The sequence below is a fragment of the Streptomyces sp. TLI_171 genome, from assembly GCF_003610255.1.
Classification (GTDB): domain Bacteria; phylum Actinomycetota; class Actinomycetes; order Streptomycetales; family Streptomycetaceae; genus Kitasatospora.
Window position 1 is genome coordinate 6,879,486 of the sequence record NZ_RAPS01000001.1, and the last position, 20,048, is coordinate 6,899,533.

Annotated in this window: 12 protein-coding genes and 1 pseudogene; 5 read left to right on the forward strand and 8 right to left on the reverse strand. The window is 76.1% G+C overall.

Translation table 11 applies throughout. From position 1 onward, the window contains the following. Positions 1-109: 109 nt before the first annotated feature. Positions 110-4,072, forward strand: a pseudogene (locus tag BX266_RS30540) (type I polyketide synthase); the annotation flags it as partial. Next, positions 4,069-4,953: a TIGR03621 family F420-dependent LLM class oxidoreductase gene (locus BX266_RS30545; protein ID WP_099905071.1), complete on the forward strand. Its 885-nt coding sequence runs from the start codon at positions 4,069-4,071 to the stop codon at positions 4,951-4,953. The pseudogene BX266_RS30540 and the gene BX266_RS30545, both read left to right, overlap by 4 nt. Before the next feature lie 98 nt (positions 4,954-5,051). On the opposite strand, the gene BX266_RS39000 is transcribed toward BX266_RS30545, so the two are convergent. Next, positions 5,052-5,840, reverse strand: coding sequence for a TetR/AcrR family transcriptional regulator (locus tag BX266_RS39000; protein ID WP_099905072.1), 789 nt, complete (start codon positions 5,838-5,840; stop codon positions 5,052-5,054). A gap of 140 nt (positions 5,841-5,980) precedes the next feature. On the opposite strand from BX266_RS39000, the gene BX266_RS30555 reads away from it, so the two are divergent. Continuing rightward, positions 5,981-7,432: an MFS transporter gene (locus BX266_RS30555; RefSeq protein ID WP_099905074.1), complete on the forward strand. Its 1,452-nt coding sequence runs from the start codon at positions 5,981-5,983 to the stop codon at positions 7,430-7,432. Between the two features lie 34 nt (positions 7,433-7,466). Further along, complete coding sequence (locus BX266_RS30560) at positions 7,467-8,588, forward strand: LLM class flavin-dependent oxidoreductase (RefSeq protein ID WP_259464931.1); 1,122 nt, start codon at positions 7,467-7,469, stop codon at positions 8,586-8,588. On the opposite strand, the gene BX266_RS30565 is transcribed toward BX266_RS30560, so the two are convergent. The 6 genes from BX266_RS30565 to BX266_RS30590 all read right to left on the reverse strand — a co-directional run bounded on the left by BX266_RS30565 (position 8,540) and on the right by BX266_RS30590 (position 17,676). Further along, on the reverse strand, positions 8,540-11,299 hold the full coding sequence (locus tag BX266_RS30565; protein WP_099905076.1) for a LuxR family transcriptional regulator: 2,760 nt from the start codon (positions 11,297-11,299) through the stop codon (positions 8,540-8,542). The two genes, BX266_RS30560 and BX266_RS30565, sit on opposite strands and share 49 nt — an antisense overlap. Before the next feature lie 276 nt (positions 11,300-11,575). Further along, positions 11,576-12,331 (reverse strand): thioesterase II family protein, encoded by a 756-nt coding sequence (locus tag BX266_RS30570; protein WP_099905077.1) that lies wholly within the window; start codon positions 12,329-12,331, stop codon positions 11,576-11,578. 93 nt (positions 12,332-12,424) lie between these two features. After that, positions 12,425-14,206, reverse strand: a complete 1,782-nt coding sequence (locus BX266_RS30575) for an ABC transporter ATP-binding protein (protein WP_099905079.1) — start codon at positions 14,204-14,206, stop codon at positions 12,425-12,427. Next, entirely contained in the window at positions 14,203-15,042 is an 840-nt protein-coding gene (locus BX266_RS30580) for an ABC transporter permease (protein ID WP_099905081.1), read from the reverse strand. The genes BX266_RS30575 and BX266_RS30580 overlap by 4 nt, the downstream gene beginning before the upstream one ends. 4 nt (positions 15,043-15,046) lie before the next feature. After that, a complete protein-coding gene (locus tag BX266_RS30585; protein ID WP_259464932.1) occupies positions 15,047-16,027 on the reverse strand; it encodes an ABC transporter permease in 981 nt (326 codons plus the stop codon). Continuing rightward, positions 16,024-17,676, reverse strand: coding sequence for an ABC transporter substrate-binding protein (locus BX266_RS30590; protein WP_099905083.1), 1,653 nt, complete (start codon positions 17,674-17,676; stop codon positions 16,024-16,026). Before BX266_RS30590 ends, BX266_RS30585 begins: the two co-directional genes overlap by 4 nt. A gap of 174 nt (positions 17,677-17,850) precedes the next feature. Here BX266_RS30590 and BX266_RS30595 point away from each other — a divergent pair, with 174 nt between their 5' ends. Beyond that, positions 17,851-18,753: a LysR family transcriptional regulator gene (locus BX266_RS30595; protein WP_259464933.1), complete on the forward strand. Its 903-nt coding sequence runs from the start codon at positions 17,851-17,853 to the stop codon at positions 18,751-18,753. On the opposite strand, the gene BX266_RS30600 is transcribed toward BX266_RS30595, so the two are convergent. Further along, a complete protein-coding gene (locus BX266_RS30600) occupies positions 18,732-19,937 on the reverse strand; it encodes an acyl-CoA dehydrogenase family protein (protein ID WP_180290677.1) in 1,206 nt (401 codons plus the stop codon). The genes BX266_RS30595 and BX266_RS30600 overlap by 22 nt on opposite strands. Positions 19,938-20,048 lie beyond the last annotated feature (111 nt).

A 20,048-nucleotide genomic window follows, 5' to 3' on the forward strand; every position in this document is an offset into this window, starting at 1 on the left:
GCCCCGCCCGCCGACGCATCCGACCTCGAACTTGCCAGCGACGAGGAGCTGTTCGCCGAACTCGACCGCGCCCGCCCCGCCGGCGCCCGCACCGGAAGGAGCCGCGACGGTGGCCGATGAGGACCAGCTGCGGCAGTACCTGCGCCGCGCCCTGACCGACCTGCGAGAAACCCAACAGCAGCTGGAGCAGGCCGAGTTCGAACGCACCGAGCCGATCGCCGTGATCGGCATGGCCTGCCGGCTCCCCGGCGGCGCCGACTCGCCGGAGCAGCTCTGGCAGCTGGTGATCGACGAACGCGACGCCACCGGCGACTGGCCGACCGACCGAGGCTGGGACACCGGCACGCTGTACGACCCCGACCCGGCCGTCCCCGGCACCAGCTACGCCGTCCGCGGCGGATTCCTCTACGACGCAGCCGAGTTCGACGCCGCGTTCTTCGGACTCTCACCGCGCGAGGCGCTCGCCACCGATCCGCAGCAGCGCCTGCTGCTGGAGACCTCCTGGCACGCGATCGAACACGCCGGGCTCGACCCCGAGCAGCTGCGCGGCTCCCGAACCGCCGTCTACGCGGGCCTCACCGCGCAGGACTACCACACCCGCCCCGGCGCGGCCCGCCCCGAACTGGAGGGCCACCTCGGCCTCGGCAACCTGTCGAGCGTCGCCTCCGGCCGGATCGCGTACACCTTCGGCTTCGAAGGGCCCGCCGTCACCGTCGACACGGCCTGCTCCTCCTCGCTGGTCGCCCTGCACCTCGCCGTCCGCGCGCTGCGGGCCGGCGAGAGCGACCTGGCGCTGGCCGGCGGCGCCACCGTGATGTCCTCGCCCACCGGATTCATCGAGTTCTCCCGCCAGCGCGGCCTCTCCCCGGACGGCCGCTGCCGCTCCTACGCGGCCGCCGCCGACGGCACCGGCTGGGCCGAGGGCGCGGGCGTCCTGGTCCTGGAACGGCTCTCCGACGCCCGGCGGCTCGGCCACCGGATCCTCGCCGTGGTCCGCGGCAGCGCCGTCAACCAGGACGGTGCGTCCAACGGCCTCACCGCCCCGTCCGGGCCCGCCCAGCAGCGGGTGGTCCGGCAGGCCCTGGCCGACGCCGGACTCGCCCCGAGCGAGGTCGACGCCGTCGAAGGCCACGGCACCGGCACCACGCTCGGCGACCCCATCGAGGCCCAGGCCCTGCAGGCCGTCTACGGGGCCGGCCGGCCGGCCGAACACCCGCTGCTGCTGGGCTCGTTGAAGTCCAACCTGGGGCACACCGCGGCCGCCGCCGGCGTGGCCGGCGTGATCAAGACCGTCCAGGCGCTGCGCCACGGCGTGCTGCCCCGCACCCTGCACGTGGACACGCCCACCCCGCACGTCGCCTGGGAGGGCAGCGGCGTCGCCCTGCTGACGGAGCGCCAGGACTGGCCCGCCACCGGCCGGCCGCGGCGGGCCGGGGTCTCGGCGTTCGGCGTGAGCGGCACCAACGCGCACGTGATCCTCGAACAGTGGCCGGCACAGGAGGCGGAGGGCGGGGCGGGCGAGCAGGCGAGCCCGCCCGCGGCCGCGGAAGCGCCGCTGCCGTGGGTGCTGAGCGCGCGGACCGAGGGGGCGTTGCGGGCCCGCGCCGGCCAGCTGGCCGGGCTGCTTCGTCGGCCCGACGCGCCGACCGCCGCCGAGCTGGCGCAGGCGGTGGCGGCGCTGCCGCGCCATCCGCTGCGCGCCGTGCTGGCGGCACGCCCGGAGCAGGCGGCCGATCGGCTGGCGGAGTTCGCCGGCGGGGCGGGCGAGGTGGCGCCCAAGGCCGGGACGGGTGGCCGAACGGCCTTCCTGTTCACCGGGCAGGGAGCACAACGCCCGCGCATGGGAGCCGAGCTGTACCGGGACTACCCCGCGTTCGCGGCGGCGTTCGACCAGGCCGCCGCCGCCTTCGAGCCCCACCTGCCGTACTCCGTGGCGGAGGCGGTGCTGCGCACCGCCGACGCCGAACAGCTCGATCGCACCGGCCACACGCAGCCGGCCCTGTTCGTGCTGCAGACGGCGCTGCTGCGGCTGCTGGAATCCTGGGGGGTGCGGCCCGACCTGGTCGCCGGGCACTCGATCGGCGCACTGGCCGCCGCGCACGCCGCCGGACTGCTCGAACTGTCCGACGCCGCCGCGCTGGTGGCGGCCCGCGCCACCCTGATGGAGGGCCTGCCCGCCGGTGGGACGATGGCCGCGCTGGAGGCCGACGAGGCCGAGGTGCTCGCCGAACTGGCTCTGCACGCCGGCGCGGTGGACCTGGCTGCCGTCAACGGGCCGCGCTCGGTGGTGGTGTCCGGCACCGCGGGCGCCGTCGATCAGGTCGCCGAGGCGTTCCGGTCCCGCGGCCGGCGGGCGACCGGGCTGCGGGTCAGCCACGCCTTCCACTCGCACCTGATGGATCCGATCCTGGACGAACTCCGATCCACCGCGAAGGGGTTGACCACGCACCCGCCGACCGTCGCCGTGGTCTCCGACCTGACCGGCCGGCTGGCGAGCGCGGGCGAACTCGCCGACCCCGAGCACTGGGCCGCGCACGCCCGTCGCCCCGTCCGCTTCCTGGACGCCGTCCGCACCCTGCGGGCCGAGGGCGCCACCCGCTTCCTCGAACTGGGACCGGACGGCGTACTCACCGCCCTCACCAGGAACATCCTGGCCGACGAGGAACCGTCCCGCCGCCGCACCGTCCTCGCCGCCGCCCTCCGGCGCGGCCGACCCGAGCCGGAGGCCCTGCTCGACGCGGTCGGCCGGCTGCACGCGGCCGGGTCGTCCGTCGACTGGACCGGTCCCCTCGGGGGACCGGCCGACCGCCGGACCGAGCTGCCGGGCTACCCGTTCGACCGCCGCCGGTACTGGCTGGACGCCGGGCCCGCGGTCGCGGCTCCACGGGCCGCAGCCGCGGCCGCAGCCGAGCCGGTGCCTGCCGAGCGGCTCGACGGCCTCACCGGGCCCGGACTGCTGGACGCCCTGGCCGCGCTGGTGCGCGCCGAGGCGGCCGCCGTGCTCGGCCACGCCGACCCCCAGGACCTGTCCGAGGAGGCGGCGTTCGTGGAGCTGGGCTTCGACTCGCTCACCTCCACCGAACTCGCCGAACGCCTCTCCGCCGCCACCGGCCTGCGGCTGTCCGGCGCGCTGACGATCCATCACCCGGACGCCGCCACGCTCACCGCGCACCTGCACGGCGAACTGCTCCGGCACCGGGCGGCCGACTCCACCGGCCCGGCGGAACCGCTGGCGGAGGTGTACCTGCGGCTCTGCCGGGCCGGGCGGATCCCCGCCGCCACCCAGGTGCTGCTGGCGGCGTCCGAACTGCGCACCGGCTTCGGCGCCGAGGAGCGGACGCCGCACGCCGTGCCCCCGCTCGCGCTCGCCCAGGGCCCCGGTCCCGCGGTGGTCTGCTTCCCGGCCCTCACGGCACTGTCCGGGCCGCACGAGTACGCCAGGTTCGGGCGCGCACTCGACGGCCGGCGTACCGCGCACGCCGTACCCGCCCCCGGCTACCGGCCGGGCAGCGCGCTGCCGGACACCGCGGACGCGTTCATCGCGCTGCAGGCCGACACCGTCCAACGACTCTACGGAGAGGAGCCGTTCGCGGTCCTCGGCCGCTCGCTCGGCGGCTGCGTCGCGCACGCGGTCACCGCCGAACTCGAACGGCGCGGCACCCGGCCGATCGGCCTGATCCTGGTCGACAGCTTCCCGATGGACACCGGCGCGCTGCCCGGCATGGAGTGGTGGATGCCCGCCATGGTCGGCGGCATGCTCGACCGGATCGGCGACCAGGACCTCACCTTCACCGACACCGGCCTCACCGCGATGGGCGCCTACCTCCGCACCCTCGGCCCCTGGCAGCCCACCCCGATCGCCGCGCCCACCCTGCTGCTGCGCGCCGAGACCGCGCTGCCGGACACCCCCGCCGACGCCGACTGGCGGGCGTTCTGGCGGCTCCCGCACCGACGGCTCGACATCCCCGGCGACCACTTCACGGTGCTGGAGGACCACTCCGGCAGCACAGCGGACGCCGTCCACGACTGGCTGACCACCCGCACCACCGACCTGCAAGGAGAGACCCGATGACCCGTCCCTTCCGCTTCGGCCTCGGCAAGCTCGCCGTCCCCGACGACGCCGAGCAGTGGCAGAAGCTCTCCAAGGACGTCGAGTCCCAGGGCTACGACGTCCTGCTGGTGCCCGACCACCTCGGCCGGACCGCCCCGTTCCCGCCGCTCGTCGCCACCGCCGCCGCCACCCGTCTCCGGGTCGGCACCCTGGTCCTCAACTCCGGCTTCTACCACCCGCCGCTGCTCGCCCGCGACATCGCCACCGTCGACCGGCTCACCGGCGGCCGGATCGAGGTCGGCCTCGGCACCGGCTACGTGCACGCCGAGTTCGAGGCCCTCGGCCTCGACCCCGGCAGCCCGAAGGACCGGGTCGACGCCCTGGAACGCACCGTCCGCGAGCTGCGCCGGCTGCTGAGCGACCCCGAGCACGTCCCCGCCGCCGTCCAGGACCCGGTGCCGCTGCTGATCGCCGGCAACGGCAACCGCGTCCTGCGGCTCGCCGCCCAGCACGGCGACATCGCGGGCTTCATCGGCATGCGGTACGACCCCACCGCGTTCGGCGGCCTGCGACTCATCCCGCGCACCGAACTCGCCGAGCGGGTCGCCTACTTCGACCGGGTCGTCGGCGAGCGCGCCGCGCAGGTCGAGAAGAACCTGCTGCTCCAGGCGGTGATCGTCACCGACGACCGGGAGGCTGCGATCCGGCACGTGGCGGCGACCCAGCTGCCGGTGCCGCAGCACGAGCTGGAGCAGACGCCGCTGCTGCTCATCGGCAGCGTCCAGGAGATCATCGACCAGGTGAAGGAACTGCGGGACACCCTGGGCTTCTCGTACTTCACGGTGATGGACATCCACCAGGAAGCCTTCGCCCCCGTCGTCGAGGCCCTCGCGGGCACCTGACGGCCCCACGGCAGCACCGGGCGGGTGGCAACCGTGGTTGTCGGGGGCGAGATCCTCCGATGCGACAACTTTGGTTGTCACTCGACACGGCTGACAACTCAGGTTGTCGATGGGGCGGGGTGCGACTCCTCGCGGGGCCAGCGCTTGCGGGCGGCTTGGCGGGTGATGCCCAGGAGTTGGCCGACCTCGCTGAAGGAGGCGCCGGCGGCGAGGGCTTCGCGGGCCAGGCGGTCGACCCGGTCGGTGGCGGCGAGGCGGTCGGTCTCGGCGGCGGCGAGGGCCTGGAGGGGGGCGGCGGGTTCGGCGGGGTCGGCGGCCAGGAGGGGGCGCAGGCAGGGGCCGAGCAGGTCGACGAGCCGGTCGGCGGGGGCGGCGTCGATCTCGGGCACGCGCAGCAGGTAGCGGGAGACCAGGAGGCCGAGCACGACGGTGCCGGCGAGGGCGCCGCGGAGTTCGACGTCCTCGCCGGTGAGGGCGTCGGCGACGGGGCTGTTGCCGGGGTCGGCGACGGCGCAGCGGACGGCTTCGGCGGCCTGGGGGTGCGTCAGCATGGAGCGGAGGACGGGCATGCTGCGGTCGGGCCGGCCGTCGATGTCGGCGAGGACGTGGGCGAGCAGGCGTTCGCCGAGCTGTTCGGGTGGGCCGGAGAGGGCGCCGCCGAAGGAGAGGCCGATCTCCGAGACGGCGTCGAACAGCCCTTCCTTGGAGCCGAAGTACTTCATCACCAGGGCCGGGTCGACGCCGGCCCGGTGGGCGACCGCGCGGACCGTGGTCTGCTCGTAGCCGAGGTCGGAGAACAGCGCCCGGGCGGCGGCGAGGATGGCCTGCCGGCTGCGGGTGCGGCGGCCGCCGGGTGCGGCGGCCCCGGCCTGCTCGGGTGTGGTCACGGCTCTCCTCCGCGGGGGCTCGGAAGTTCAACGCTCGTTGACCAATTCGGCGAGCGTCCCTAGCATGAAGAAGTCTACAAGCGTCGACCGCGTCCCGGTCTCTCGGCGCTTTCCCTCGTCCTGCGCTCCAGGAGCCCGTCATGACGACTCATGACCAGCAGCCGTCCGTGGTCGAACCGCCGGCGCCCGCGAAAGAACCCGCCGGCCGACCGCCGGGCCGGGCCGGTGCGCTCGCCCTGGCGGTCATCGTGACCTGCCAGTTGATGGTGGCGGTCGACGGCAACATCGTGAACATCGCGCTGCCGCGCATCCAGTCCGGACTGGACTTCTCGCCGGGCGGGCTGGCCTGGGTGTTCAGCGCGTACTCGCTGGCCTTCGGCGGGCTGCTGCTGCTCGGCGGCCGGACCAGCGACGTGCTGGGCCGCCGCCGGATGCTGGCCTGGGGCCTGCTGACGGTGGTGGCGGCCTCGCTGCTGGGCGGCCTGGCCCCGAACGCGGGGGTGCTGATCGCGGCCCGCGCCCTGCAGGGCGTCGGGTTCGCGTTCGCCGCGCCGGCCGCGCTGTCGCTGATCGCGGTGACCTTCGCGGAGGGTCCGGAACGCAACCGGGCGCTGGGCGTGTTCTCCACCGTCGCGGGGCTCGGCATCACGCTGGGCCTGATCCTGGGCGGCCTGCTGACCACGCTGTCCTGGCGGCTGGTGTTCTTCGTCAACGTGCCGATCGGGCTGGCCGCCGTGCTGCTGGCGTACCGTCACCTGCCGGAGACCGAGCGGCACCCGGGCCGGCCGGACGTGCTCGGCGCGCTGACCTCCACGGCCGGGACCACCGCGCTGGTGTACGGGCTGATCCACGCCTCCTCGGCGGGCTGGGGCTCGGCCGCGACCGTCACCGCGCTGGCGCTCGGGGCGCTGCTGCTCGCCGGGTTCGTGCTGAGCCAGGCCAAGGTGGCCCGGCCGCTGATCCCGCTGTCGCTGTTCGCCCGCCGCAACCGCTCGGGCGCCTACGCGGTGTTCCTGCTGCTGTTCGCGGCGATGGGCGGCACCTACTTCCTGCTCTCGCTGTACGTCCAGGACGGCCTGGGCCTGCACCCGCTGACCGCGGGCCTGGCGTTCCTGCCGCTGGCGCTGGCCCAGTTCGCCGCCGCCCGCAACGCGCCGAAGCTGATCCCGAGGTTCGGGGCGAAGCCGCTGATCGTCACCGGTTCCGCGCTGCTGCTGGCGGACAGCCTCTGGCTGGCCGCGACCGGGCCCGACAGCGGGTACTGGGGCGGCCTGTTCGGGCCGCTGCTGCTGCTCGGCGCGGGCCTCGGGCTGGGATTCGTGCCGCTGAACACGACCATCCTGGCGGGCCTCGCGCCGAAGGAGACCGGCGCCGCGTCCGGTCTGTTGCAGGCCGTCCAGCAGATCGGCCTGTCGCTGGGCGTCGCCGTCCTGGTCACCGTCTACGGCCGCACCCTGCACGGCGCCGCGCAGCCCGGCCGGGCCGAGCTCGCGCACGGGCTGGCCACCGCCGTGACGGCCGCGGCCGCGTTCAGCGGACTGGCCGTGCTGATCGCCCTGTTCGTCATCATCCGCCCCGCCAAGCAGAACTGATCGATCCTCATCGCAACCCCGAAAGGCACCGCACGTGAGCACACCGCAGCTGCACCTGTCCGCCGCGCTCGACGGCGCGGGCTGGCACCCCGCCGCCCGCCACCAGCCGGACGGGACACCGCAGTTCACCCTCGACCACTGGGCCGGGCAGGCCGCGCTCGCGGAGGCCGCGCTGCTGGACTTCGTCACCGTCGAGGACCCGCTGTCCCGGGTCCCGGGACCGGGAGAGGACCTCGACCGGCGGCTCGGCCACACCGTGCGCCGACTGGACGCGCTCACCCTGGCGGGCGCGCTGGCCGCCCGCACCCGGCACCTGGGCATCGTCCCCACCGTGGTGCTGAACACCGCACAGCCCGCGCCGATCGCCAAGGCGATAGCCAGCCTCGACCACCTGAGCGGCGGCCGGGCCGGGGTCCGGACCCAGCTCAGCCCGGTCAAGCCGATCCCGCTGGAGACGCTGTTCCTGCCGGAGGTGCAGGAGCAGCTGGCCCGCAGCTTCGACCGGGCCGCCGACCTGGTCGCCGTGCTCCGCGCGCTGTGGGACGGCGCGGCGCGCGACGAGGACCTGTACGCGGTCGCCCCGGGCCGGTTCGCCACCGAGGACGGGGCGCCGGGGGACTGGCGGCTCGACCCCGACCCGTCCGCCGCGCCCCGCCCGCCGCAGGGCCACCCCGTGGTGTTCACCCTCGCCCACATCCGGGTCCCGTGGCGGTACGGGGCCCGCGCCACCGACGTGGTCGCGATCACCCCGCACAGCACCGAGGACGTGCGCACCGCCGTCGCCGAGATCCGCGCCGAGCAGGCCGCCGCCGGCCGTGCCGGGCGGACCGTGCACGTCTTCGCCGACCTGCTGGTCCACCTGGACGAGAAGCCCGGCGCGGCCGCCGACCGGCGCGAGCTCCTCGACGAGACCCTGGGCGCCGAACACACCTCCGACGCGCGGATCTTCGCCGGGACGCCCGCCGAACTCGCCGACCTGCTGCAGGAGTGGCAGGCCGCCGGGCTCACCGGCTACCGGCTGCGGCCCGCCACCACCGCCCACGACCTGCCCGCCCTCGCCACCGGGCTGGCCCCCGAGCTGCAGCGGCGCGGCGTGCACCGCACCGCCTACGCCGAGGGCACCTTGCGCGAGCGGCTCGGTCTCGGCGCGCCCTGACCGCCCGCCGGCCGGGCGGCGGTCCGCCGCCCGGCGTGCCGCTCGCCGGGCTGGGACAGCGAACGGGCCAGCTCGGCCCGGCCCTTGACGCGGAGTTTGCGGTAGGTGTGGGTGAGGTGCTGCTCGACCGTGCTGACGGTGATGAACAGCTGCTCGGCGATCTCCCGGTTGGAGTGCCCGGCCGCGGCCAGCGCGGCCACCCGCCGCTCGGAGGCGCTCAGCCCGAACTCGTCGGTGTCCGCCGCGACCGTCCGCAGCAGCTCCAGCAGCGGCCGCAGCCCGGCCGGCTCGGCCAGCTCGCGAGCCAGCCGCAGCGAGTCCCGGGCCGCCTGCGGACGGTCGGCCGCCAGCTGGGTCTGCCCCAACTCAGCCAGCGACCAGGCGAGTTCGACGCCGTCGACGCCATCCAGGCGTTCCACGGCGGCGGTCAGCAGCTCGACCCGGTCGCCCGGGTCCGGCTCGCACGCGGCCAGCGCCCGCAGCGACAGGCCCGCCGTCCGGGGCGCGCCCGCCGCCGGGTGGGCCAGCTGCGCCGCCGCCAACTCCCGGGCCCGGCCCGGCCGGCCGAGCGCCAGCAGCGCCCGGGCCGCGTCACCCCGCCACGGCAGGAAGGACGGCACGTCGAAACCCCACTCCGCGAGCAGCCGCCCGCAGTGCTCGAAGTCCTCCAGGGCGGCGTCCGGCGCGCCCGCCGCCAGCCGGTGCCGCCCGCGCGCGTACAGGAACTGCGCCCCGTACCGGGAGCGGGTCAGCCGTTCCGGCAGGGCCGGCAGCCGGCGCTCCGCGTCCGGACGGACGCCCAACTCGGCGGCGGACAGCAGCAGCGCGGACAGCGGCGCACCCACCCACACGCCCCAGCCGTCCGCGGGCAGCAGCTCCAGCGCCCGCACCGCGTGCCGCTCCGCCGCGCGCGGATCGCCGGTGCGCAGCCGGAGCTCCGCCAGGGTGGCCGTCAGCAGGGCCTGCCAGACCGGAATCCGGCGTGTCCCGGCCTCCCGCAGCAGCGCCGCGCACCAGGGTTCGGCGGTCGCCGCCCGGTCCGCGTACAGCAGCACGTACAGCGCGGAGATCAGCGAGCCGAAGGTGCTGTCGGTCAACGGCGTGGTGCGCAGCACCAGTTCCGCGGTGCGCAGGTCCTCGGGGCGGGCGCCCTCGCGCAGCACCCGGGGCAGCGCCAGGGCCGAGCGCTGCTGCGGCTCGCCGACCGGCAGCCCGGGCGGCGGGGCGGGCCGGTCGGCGGGGACCAGGTGCGGCGAGAGCGCCCGCAACTGCTCCAGCGCGCGGGTCAGTTCGGCCCGCTCGGCCACCCCGGCGGGCTCCGGCCAGGCCGCCAGGCGGGAGAGCTCGTCCTCGGTGCCGTGCCAGGCCAGCGTCCGCAGCACACCGGTGCGTTGACGGGCCGTCAAGGTCTCCGGGCGCTGCGCCAGCGGGCGGACGTGCCGGTACGCCGAGCGCGGGTCGCCGCGGAACCGCACCACGGCCCGGGCCAGCACCACCTCGGCGTCGTGCGGGTCGGCGGCGGCGGCCAGCGCCAGGCAGGCCTCCGCGAACGCCGGGTCGTCGCGGCGCAGCGCCGCCCCGGCGGCCTCCCGCAGCACCGGCCCGGCCCAGTCCGGGGAGCCGTCGCGGGCGGCCAGCAGATGCCCGGCCACCGCCTCGGCGTTCGCGCCGGACTCGTACACGAGACGCGCGGCGCGCAGTTCGCGGTCGGCGCGCTCGGTGTCGCCGAGGCCGTCCAGGACGGCCCGGGCCAGCGCCGGGTCGCGCAGGCGGCCGTCCTCGACCAGCCCGGCGGCGGCGAGGGCGGCCAGCGCGCCGGGCGCGGACCGCCCCAGGAACTGCGGCAGCAGTGCTGCGGAGCCGGAGGCGGCCAGCACGGCGAGCGCCCGGGCCGGTTCGGCGGCGGCCGGACCGGCCCGGTGCAGGCAGGCCCGCACGGCGAGCGCGAACGCCGGGCCGGGGCGGGGTGACGGGTCGTCGGGTCCGGCGTCCTCGGCGAGCGCGCGCAGCAGCAGCGGATTGCCGCCGGCCAGCCGGTGCCAGCGGTCCGGGTCGAGGTTCCGGCCCGGCAGCAGCCGGGTCAGCAGCCGGGCGGTGCCGGCGGGGGAGAGCCGGTCCACCCGCAGCCGGGCCAGGTGCGGCAGCCGCAGCAGCGCCGCCCACCAGTCGCGGTCCGCGCCCGGGTCGGCCGGCGGGTCGGGCTCGGTGACGACCAGCAGCACCGGCGCGTCCGGGGTGCGGGCGGCCAGCTGGACCAGGGCCTGCTGGGACGCCGGGTCGGCGTGCCGCAGGTCGTCTACGGCGAGCACCAGCGGTGCCCCGGCGGCCCGGTCGGCCAGCAGCTGCCACAGCTCCTGGTGCACCCGGGACGGCACCCGCCCGGCCGCCAGCGGATCGGCCTCGCAGGCGTCGTCCCGCTCCGGGCCGGCCAGCAGCGCCGCCGCCGCGGCCCGCACCCCCGGCGGCAGGCCGGGCCCGCGCAGCAGCTGCTGGAGCACGCCGAAGCGCACCGAGCGCTCCGAGCAGCGACCGGTCGCGGCCAGCACCAGCGCGCCGCCGCGCTCGGCCTGCGCGGTCAGCGCGCGCAGCAGCTCGGTCTTCCCGCACGCGGCGGGTCCGGTGACGGCCAGGACGGCGCCGGCGCCGCCGCGGCAGGCGTCCAGCAGGCGGGCGAACCGGTCCAGGTGCTGATCGCGTTCGACGGGCGTCACGGCTGCTCCCGACGGGCCGGCCGGGTCCGGACGAGGGCGGTGGCGGGGTCGGCCCGGCAGCCCGAAGGGCAGTGGGCGGGGTGGCCGTGGTGCCGGTGGCGTTCGACGGAGATCACTTCTGCTCCCGGTGGGTCAGGTCGGGGCGGGGCCGCCGCGGGCCCCGCCGCCGGTGCTGTCGCTGGGTGTTCCGTGCCCGCCGGACGGCGCTGTCCGGGAGGTGTCCGGCCCGCCGGGCGACCGCCGCGCGCAGGGCGGCGGTTCCCGGGCCGGGGGTGGTTACGCGACGCCGGCCGTCAGACGGTCGGCGAGCAGGGCGGTGAGCGCCTCCTGGTGGTCCGTCAGGAAGAAGTGCCCGCCGGGCCAGGTGCGCACCTCCACCGGCCCCGCGGTGTGCTCCGACCAGGCGGCGGCCTCGGCGGCGGTGACCTTGTGGTCCGCGGCGCCGGTCAGCACCGTCACCGGACAGTCCAGCCGGACGCCCGGCCGGTGCCGGTAGGTCTCCACCGCCCGGTAGTCGGCGCGCAGCGGCGGCAGGAACAGCTCGCGCAGCTCCGGGTCGGCCAGCACCGCGGGCACGGTGCCGCCCAGGTCGGAGAGCTCGGCGAGCAGGTCCTCGTCGGACGCGTCGTGCAGCCCGCGCTCCGTCCGCACCGCGGACGGGGCCCGCCGCCCGGACGCCACCAGCAGCCGCGGCCCCCGCCCGGTGGCGGCGGCCAGCCGCAGGCCGGTCTCGTACGCCAGCAGCGCGCCCATGCTGTGGCCGAGCAGCGCGGGCGGCTCCGCACCCGGCCAGCCGGGCAACAGCGCCCCGGCGATCCGGTCGGCCAGCTCGTGCAGATCGGTCAGCGGCGGCTCCGCGTAGCGGTCCTGACGGCCCGGGTACTGCACGGCCGTCACGTCCACCCGGTCCCGCAGGGCGGCGGACAGCGGGTACCAGAAGTTCGCCGATCCGCCCGCGTGCGCGAAACACACCAGCCGGGGCGCGCCGGAGGGCGCGGGGTGGTACCGGCGCAGCCAGTCGTCGGTGCTCATGCGGCAGGACTCCCGTCGTGGAGGTGGACAGCGCTCTCGCGGTGCATGGTGGATCGGCCCGGTCGGCGGGCCCCGGTCCGGCGCGGGCGCCCGTCAGGCCGGGGCCCCGGCCGTCACGGCGGCCAGCAGGCGTTCGGTGTACGGGTGCGTGGGGTGGTCGAAGACCTGGTGGACGTCGCCGCTCTCCACCGCCTCGCCGTCCTTCAGCACGATCAGCCGGTCGCTCAAGTGGTGCACCACGCCGAGGTCGTGCGAGATGAACAGCATGGCGAGGCCGAGTTCCCGTTGCAGCTCGGTGAGCAGGTCGAGGACCTGGGCCTGCACGGAGACGTCCAGCGCGGACACCGGCTCGTCGCAGACCAGCAGCCGCGGCTCGACGGCCAGCGCCCGGGCGATCGCCACCCGCTGCCGCTGCCCGCCGGACAGCCGCCCGGGGCGGGCCCGCAGCACCCCGGACGCCAGGCCGACCTGGTCGAGCAGCTCCCGGGCCCGGGCGTCCCGGGCGGGGCGCGGCAGGCCGGTCGCGGCCAGCGCCTCGCCGAGGATCCGCCGGACGTCGTGGCGCGGGTCGAAGGAGCCCAGCGGGTCCTGCTGGACCACCTGCAGCAGCCGCCGTCGGGACCGCCGGTGACGCTCCGCCAGGCCCGACCACGGCTCGCCGGCGAACCGCACCGTGCCGGAGTCGGGCTCCAGCAGGCCGAGCGCGATCCGGGCCACCGTGGTCTTCCCCGAGCCGGACTCGCCGACCAGGCCCAGGGTCTCGCCCGCCGCCACCTCGAACGACACCTCGCGCACCACCTGGTGGGCTGTGCCGTCCGGCCCGCGGTAGGTCTTCGACAGGCGCTCCGCCGCCAGCAGCACCGGCCGCTCCGGCGCCGCCTCGGCGGCGGCGCGCAGCACCGGTTCGGCGAGCGGCAGTCGCTCGCCCGGGTGCCAGCAGCGCACACCGTGCCCGTCCGGGGCGGTGGCGGGCGGCAGCGCGGTCAGGCAGCGCTGCTCGGCGAGCGCGCAGCGCGCCGCGTACGGGCAGCCGTCGGGCCCGGCCGGGCCGAGCGCGGCGGGCGCCGGGCGGACCGAGAGCGGGCTCCCCTTGCGCTCGCGCCGGGGGACGGCGGCGAGCAGTGCGCGGGTGTACGGGTGCTGCGGGTCGCCGAGGACCTGCTCCACCGGGCCGTGCTCGACGACGGTTCCCGCGTACATCACCGCGACCCGGTGGGCGAGCCGGCCGACCACCGCCAGGTCGTGGCTGATCAGCAGCAGCGAGGTGCCGTCGGCCACCAACTCCCGCAGCAGGTCCAGGACCTGGGCCTGCACGGTGGCGTCCAGGGCGGTGGTCGGCTCGTCGGCGATCAGCAGCTCGGGGCCGCCGGCCAGCGCGGAGGCGATCAGCGCGCGCTGGCGCAGGCCGCCGGACAGCTGGTGCGGGTACTGGGCGGCGCGGCGCTCCGGCTCGGGCACGCCGACGTCCGTCAGCAGCCCGAGGATCCGCTTGCGGGTCTCGGGGCGCGGCGCGGGGCGGTGCAGGCGCAGCACCTCGCCGATCTCCGCGCCGACGGTGCGCAGCGGGTCCAGCGACACCAGGGCGTCCTGCAGGACCAGGCCGATCCGGCGGCCGCGGACCTGCCGCCAGTCGCGTTCGCCGAGGGCCCGCAGGTCGGTCCCGTCGAAGTCCAACCGGTCGGCCCCGACCGCGGCGTGACGGCCGGTCAGGCCGACCAGGGTGCGGGCGGTGACGCTCTTGCCGGAGCCGGACTCGCCGACCAGGGCCAGGCACTCGCCGCGCTCCAGCCGCAGCGAGACGCCGCGCACCACGGGCGCCGCGCCGCCGAAGGAGACCCGCAGGTCGTCGACGGCCAGCAGGGGGGACGGGCTCATGCGGACCTCCGGGTGAAACGCTGCTGCAGGTGGCGGCCGACCACGGTGACGGCGACCACGGTCACGGTGACCGCCGCGCCCGGGAACACCCCGAGCCACCAGGCGGTCTCCAGGAAGCCACGGCCCTCGGCGAGCATCGCGCCCCACTCGGGGGACGGCGGGCGCGGCCCGAGGCCGAGGAAGCTCAGGGCGGACGCTGCGATCAGGGCGCTGCCGAAGCCGACGGTGGCCAGGGTGAGCAGCGGGGCGAGCGAGTTCGGCAGGACGTGGCGCAGGATCAGCAGCGGCCGGGGCACGCCGAGCGCGACCGCCGCCTCCACGTACCCGGAGCGGCGCACCAGCAGCGCCTCCGAGCGCACCATCCGCCCGTAGCCGGGCACCAGGGCGAAGCCGATGGCCAGCACCAGGTTGCCGGTGCCGGTGCCGAGCACGGTGATCACCAGCAGCGCCAGCAGGGTCGCGGGCAGGGCCAGCAGCACGTCGGCGGCGCGCATCAGCACCTGGTCCGCGTAGCGGCCGCCGAGCGCCGCGGCCAGGCCGAGGACGGCGCCGCCGGCCACCGCGATCACGGTGGAGCCGAAGCCGATGGCCAGCGCCGGGCCCGCGCCGTGCACCAGCCGCGACCAGAGGTCGCGGCCCAGCTGGTCGGTGCCCAACAGGTGTGCGGCACCCGGGCCCTGAAGGGCGTTCACCGGATCGGTCGCGGTCGGCGAGGCGTCCGCGAACAGCCCGGGCACGGCGGCGGCCAGCACGATCAGCGCCAGCACCGCGCCGGCCGCGAGCACCGCCCACGGCGGCAGCCGGCGGGCCTTCGGAACAAGGAGAGCGAGGGACACCGGATCACCTGTTCCCGAGTCGGGGGTCGAGCACCGTGTAGAGCAGGTCGACCGCCGCGGAGATCAGTACGAAGGCGAGCGCGGACAGCAGCACCACGCCGATCACCACCGGCACGTCCCGGCTGTTGACCGCGCCGAGGACCAGCGCGCCCACCCCGGGCCGGCCGAAGACGGACTCCACCAGGACGGTGCCGCCGAGCAGCGAGCCGGTCAGCCACCCGGTGAGCGTCACCAGCGGCACCGCGGCGTGCCGCAGCGCGTGGCGGAGCACCAGCGCCGTGCGGCCGCGTCCGCGGGCCCGCACCGTCACCGCGAACGGCTGGGCGAGTGCCGCCTCCAGGCCCTCGCGCAGCACCTGGGCGAGCGTCCCGGCCAGCGGCAGCGCCAGCGTCACCGCGGGCAGCACCAGCGAGCCGAAGCCGTCCGCGCCCGCGACCGGGAACAGCCGCAGGTGGAAGGAGAACACGGTGAGCAGCACCAGGCCCAGCCAGTACGAGGGGGTGGAGACCGCGACCAGCTCCCAGGCGCCGGTCAGCGCCCGCAGCGCGGGCGGCCGCCCGGCGGAGGCCACCGCGGAGGCGATCGCCACCAGCAGCGCCAGCAGCACCGCCGCGGCCACCAACTGCAGGGTGGGCGCGAGCTGTTCGGCGACCAGGTCGGCGACCGGACGCTGCAACTGGTACGACTGGCCGAGGTCGCCGTGCAGCAGCCGGCCGAGGAAGTGCAGGTACTGCGCCAGCACCGGCCGGTCGAAGCCGAGTTGGCGGCGGATCTCGTCCCGGACCTCGGGCGAGGTGGTGGTGGACGGGCCGAGCAGCACCGACACCGGGTCGCCGGGGATCAGCCGGAGCGCGGTGAACGCCAGCGTCGCCGCGCCGAACAGGACCGCGACCGCCCCGGCGAGCCGGCGCAGCGCGGCCCGCAGCAGGGCCGGGCCCCGCGACGGCAGAGCCGCCGCCGCGGGGCCGATTCGGAACGCCGTCACGGGGTGCGCCAGGCGTCGTAGAAGTTCAGCCAGGTGTCCGAGTCGAAGCTCAGCCCGCCGACGTTCGAGGACAGGCCGGTCAGCGCGTACGGGGTGTACACCGGAATCACGGTGGCCAGGTCGATCGCCCGGGACTGCACCTGCTTGTACAGCTTGCCGCGCTGCTCGGCGTCGAGGGTGGCGCGGGCCTGGTTGGTCCAGTCGTCGAGCTGCTTGTCGGGCAGGAAGGTCGCGTTGATGCCGCCCTTGGCCGGGTCGGAGGCGGAGTTGAGGAACAGCCAGAGCACGTCCGGCTCGAACCGGGCCCACGCCAGGTCGACGATGTTGGCCTTGCCGCCGTACACCAGGGTGGAGTACGCGCCGACGTCCAGGGCGGGGCGCTGCACCTCCACGCCGATCTTCTTCAGGTCGGCCTGGAAGGCCTGGCCGAGGATGTCGCGGCTCTGCTGGGTGGCGTTGGCGGTCAGCTGCGGCCACACCAGGGTGAGCCGCTTGCCGTCCTTGGTGCGGTAGCCGTCACCGTCCCGGCCGGTCCAGCCGGCCTCGTCCAGCAGCCGGTCGGACAGCGCCCGGTCGTAGGGCCAACTGCCCTCCAGGGCCTTGTTGTAGCCGGGCGTGGTGGCGGAGATCGGGCTCCAGGCGCGCGGGAACTGGCCGAACTGGACGGTCTTCACGTCCAGGTCGAGGTCGATGCCGCGCTGGATCGCCTGCCGGACCTTCTGGTCGTTCAGCGGGGCCAGCGAGCCGTTCAGCCACAGGTTGTAGTTGCCGCCGGGCGCGGCCTGGCTGACCAGCTTCAGCCGCGAGTCGGCCTGCAGGCCGGCCACGCTCTGCGGCGGCACCGCCTTGACCACCTGCACCTGGCCGCTGGAGAGCGCGCCGACCCGCACCGAGGCGTCGGGCAGGAAGCGCACCACGAACTTGTCCAGGTGCGCGGGGCCGGTGTGCTCGGCCGTCCCCGGGGCCCAGTTGTAGTCGGCGTTCTTCGCGAACACCGCCTCCTGGCCCTTGCTGTACGAGACGAACTTGAACGGCCCGGTGCCGACGTCCACCGCGCCGCCCTGGCCGAGCTTCGCGGCGTCCGCGGCGAGCGCCTTGGGCGAGTAGAAACCCAGGTAGGTGGTGGAGGCGGCCTGCAGGAACGGCGCGGACGGCTGGGCGAACTCCACCCGGGCGGTGGCCGGGTCGACCACCGTGGTGCCGGTGTAGGAGCCCAGCAGGTTCGCGGCGTACTGCGACTTGGTCTCCTTCGCCACGATGTGGTCGAAGTTGGCCTTCACCGCGGCGGCGTCGAACGGCGTGCCGTCGTGGAACTTCACGTCGGTGCGCAGGTGGAAGGTGAAGCTCTTCAGGTCCGGGGCCACCTCCCAGGAGGTGGCCAGCCACGGGTGGAACTTGCCGCCGGCGTCCTCCGACACCAGCGAGTCGAACACCTGGCGCTGCAGCTCGGCGGTGAGGTCCTGGGTCGACACGTGCGGGTCCCAGGACACCGGCTCGGTGTCCACCGCGTAGGTCAGCGTGCCGCCGGCGACGGGCTTGCTGCCGTCCGCCGAACCGGTGCCGCTCCCGCCGGAGCAACCGGCCAGCAGCAGGACGCCGGCGACGGCGGACGCGAGGACCCGGGCCGGGCCGGGTCTGGGAATGCGCATGGAAATCTTTCCTCCGAGCTGTTCACGAACGCGGCCGCTGTTTCCCGCTGTTGCGTTCTGATGACGTGACGGCGGCCGACGGCCCCGCCAAGTGGTTTGGAATCAACGGCAGTTGACGATCCGTCCGATCCGGCGGCAGGTTCCGCCGGGCCGGCGCGCTGTTAGTCTCGAACAATGACCAGAACACTGGACATCGGCGCGCTGCGCAGCCTCGCCGCGATCGGCGACCACGGCGGGTTCCACCGCGCCGCCGCGGCGCTGGGCATCTCCCAGTCCGCCGTCAGCCAGCACGTCCGCCGCCTGGAGCGCACCCTCGGCCGCGCCCTGGTGGAGCGCAGCGGCCGCGGCATCCGGTTCACCCCCGCCGGGGAACTCGCGCTCACCGAGGCCCGCCGGGTGCTCGCCGCCCACGACGAGGCGCTGGTCCGCCTCGGCGTCACCGAACCCGCCGAAGCCGGCTACCTGATCGGCTCCACCGAACACGTCGCCGAGGGCGTGCTGCCCGCCATCACCCGCACCGTCAGCGCCCAACTCCCGGGCCGCACCGTTCGGTTCCGACTGGACCGGGGCGGCCGGCTGCACCAGGCGCTGGACGAGGGCGCGCTCGACGCCGCCGTGTTCATCGGCGACAACGGCGGACGGCCCGGCGAGACGGCCGGCGGCGTCCCGCTGTCCTGGTTCGCCGCCCCCGAGTGGGGCCCGCCCGCGCCCGGCACGCCCGTCCCGCTGGTCGCCATCGACGGCCCCTGCGTGCTGCGCGACCGCGCGCTGACGGCGCTGCGGACCGGCGGACGCACCGTCACGGTGATCGCCGAAGCCGCCCAGCTCGCGGGCGTGATCAGCGCGGTGCGCGGCGGCCTGGGCGTCGCCCTGCTCGCCGACCACGGCCCGCCGCCCGCCGGACTGGTCCGCCTGCGCGGACTGCCCGCCGTCCCGCCCGAACCCCTCTACCTGCGCTACCGGGCGGGCGCCCCGCAGCAGTTGGCCGGGGTGCTGCGCAGCGCGCTGGACACCCTGGGCGGCCGGGGCGAGGACGCGCACGACGGGCCGGCCGCTCACGCGAACCGCCGCCCGTAGTCGTTCAGCGCCGAGGTGCCGACGGCCAGCAGGGCCGAGTCCTCCTGCGGGGCGTGCACGCCCGCCGCCTGCACGTCGCGGAAGATCCGCTCCAGCGGGCCGGTCTGCGACAGCGCCGAACTGCCCAGCAGCCGCACCGCCAGCTCCACCGCCCGGGTCAGGTCGCGGATCACCGCGACCTTCGCCGACAGCGCCTCGGTCGCCGACACCTCCTCGCCGCGGTCCAGCTTCCCGGCGATCGCGAACACCAGCTGCTCCGCGGTGGACAGCAGCACCTCGATCTCTCCCGCCACCCGGCGGAACCGCTCGGTGCTGCCCACCGGGCGGCCCAACTGGCTCGGCACCTTGGTGTACCCGGTGTGGTGCACGTGGTCCTGCGCCGCCCGGGCCGCCCCCAGGTACAGCGCCGCCGAGATCAGCAGCACCGCGTTGGCGTGCTCCCGGTCCGGCTCCGGTCCCGACCCCGAACGCTGCGGCGTGCCGAAGTCGTTGAACTCGATCAGGTCCTCCGGGCCGACCTCCACGTCGGTGAACACCACCTCGTGACTGACCGTCGCCCGCATCCCCAGCTGCCGCCAGGTCGGCAGGATCTCGATGCCCGGCGAACCGCCCGGCACCACGAACACCGCCAGCCGCGGCTGCGGCTCGTCGGTGACCGCCCACAGCAGGAAGTACGCCAGGCCCTCCGCGCCCGTCACGAACCGCTTCCGGCCGGTGATCGCCCAGCCCTTGTCCGTGCGGCGAGCCACCGTGCCGCCGCCCGGGCCCGCGTCCGGCTCCGCCCGGGCGTGGTTGATCAGCGTCGGACGCTGCGCCGACTCCGCCAGGATCCGCCGGTACAGCGCCGGCGGCCACGGACGGCCGCTCTCCAGTGCGTGCGGCACCAGCGTCATGGTGGCGATCAGCGCCACCGAGGTGTCGCCGCGCCCCAGCGCCAGCAGGATCCGGGCCAGATCGGCGAACCCGACCCCAGGGCCGCCCCACTCCTGGCCCACCGTCGCAGTCAACAGCCCGGCCTCGTGCAGCAGTTGCACCGCCTCGTGCGGGAACGCGCCGCTTCGGTCGTACTCGGCGGCGGTGGCGGCGAGCGCCGCCGTGATCTCGTCCAGCCGGGACAGGTCGGGCCGCGGCAGCCGGAAGCCGTCGGCGGAAGGAGCGGAAGCAGGTGGGGCGGTGCTGGTCATGGCGCATCCTCGGGCAAGGGGCGGGCAGGCGGAGCCGGGCCGTCCGGCGGCACCGGGCAGGACGCGGCGGCCGGACGGCACGACGCGGCCGGACGGAATCAGGGGCGGAGC

Bases quoted from the DNA above. Each gene is read 5' to 3' on its own strand.
- BX266_RS30575 (WP_099905079.1), bottom strand. From the start codon at position 14,206: ATGAGCCCGTCCCCCCTGCTGGCCGTCGACGACCTGCGGGTCTCCTTC.
- BX266_RS30545 (WP_099905071.1), top strand. From the start codon at position 4,069: ATGACCCGTCCCTTCCGCTTCGGCCTCGGCAAGCTCGCCGTCCCCGAC.
- BX266_RS30595 (WP_259464933.1), top strand. From the start codon at position 17,851: ATGACCAGAACACTGGACATCGGCGCGCTGCGCAGCCTCGCCGCGATC.
- BX266_RS30570 (WP_099905077.1), bottom strand. From the start codon at position 12,331: ATGAGCACCGACGACTGGCTGCGCCGGTACCACCCCGCGCCCTCCGGC.
- BX266_RS30555 (WP_099905074.1), top strand. From the start codon at position 5,981: ATGACGACTCATGACCAGCAGCCGTCCGTGGTCGAACCGCCGGCGCCC.
- BX266_RS30590 (WP_099905083.1), bottom strand. From the start codon at position 17,676: ATGCGCATTCCCAGACCCGGCCCGGCCCGGGTCCTCGCGTCCGCCGTC.
- BX266_RS30600 (WP_180290677.1), bottom strand. From the start codon at position 19,937: ATGACCAGCACCGCCCCACCTGCTTCCGCTCCTTCCGCCGACGGCTTC.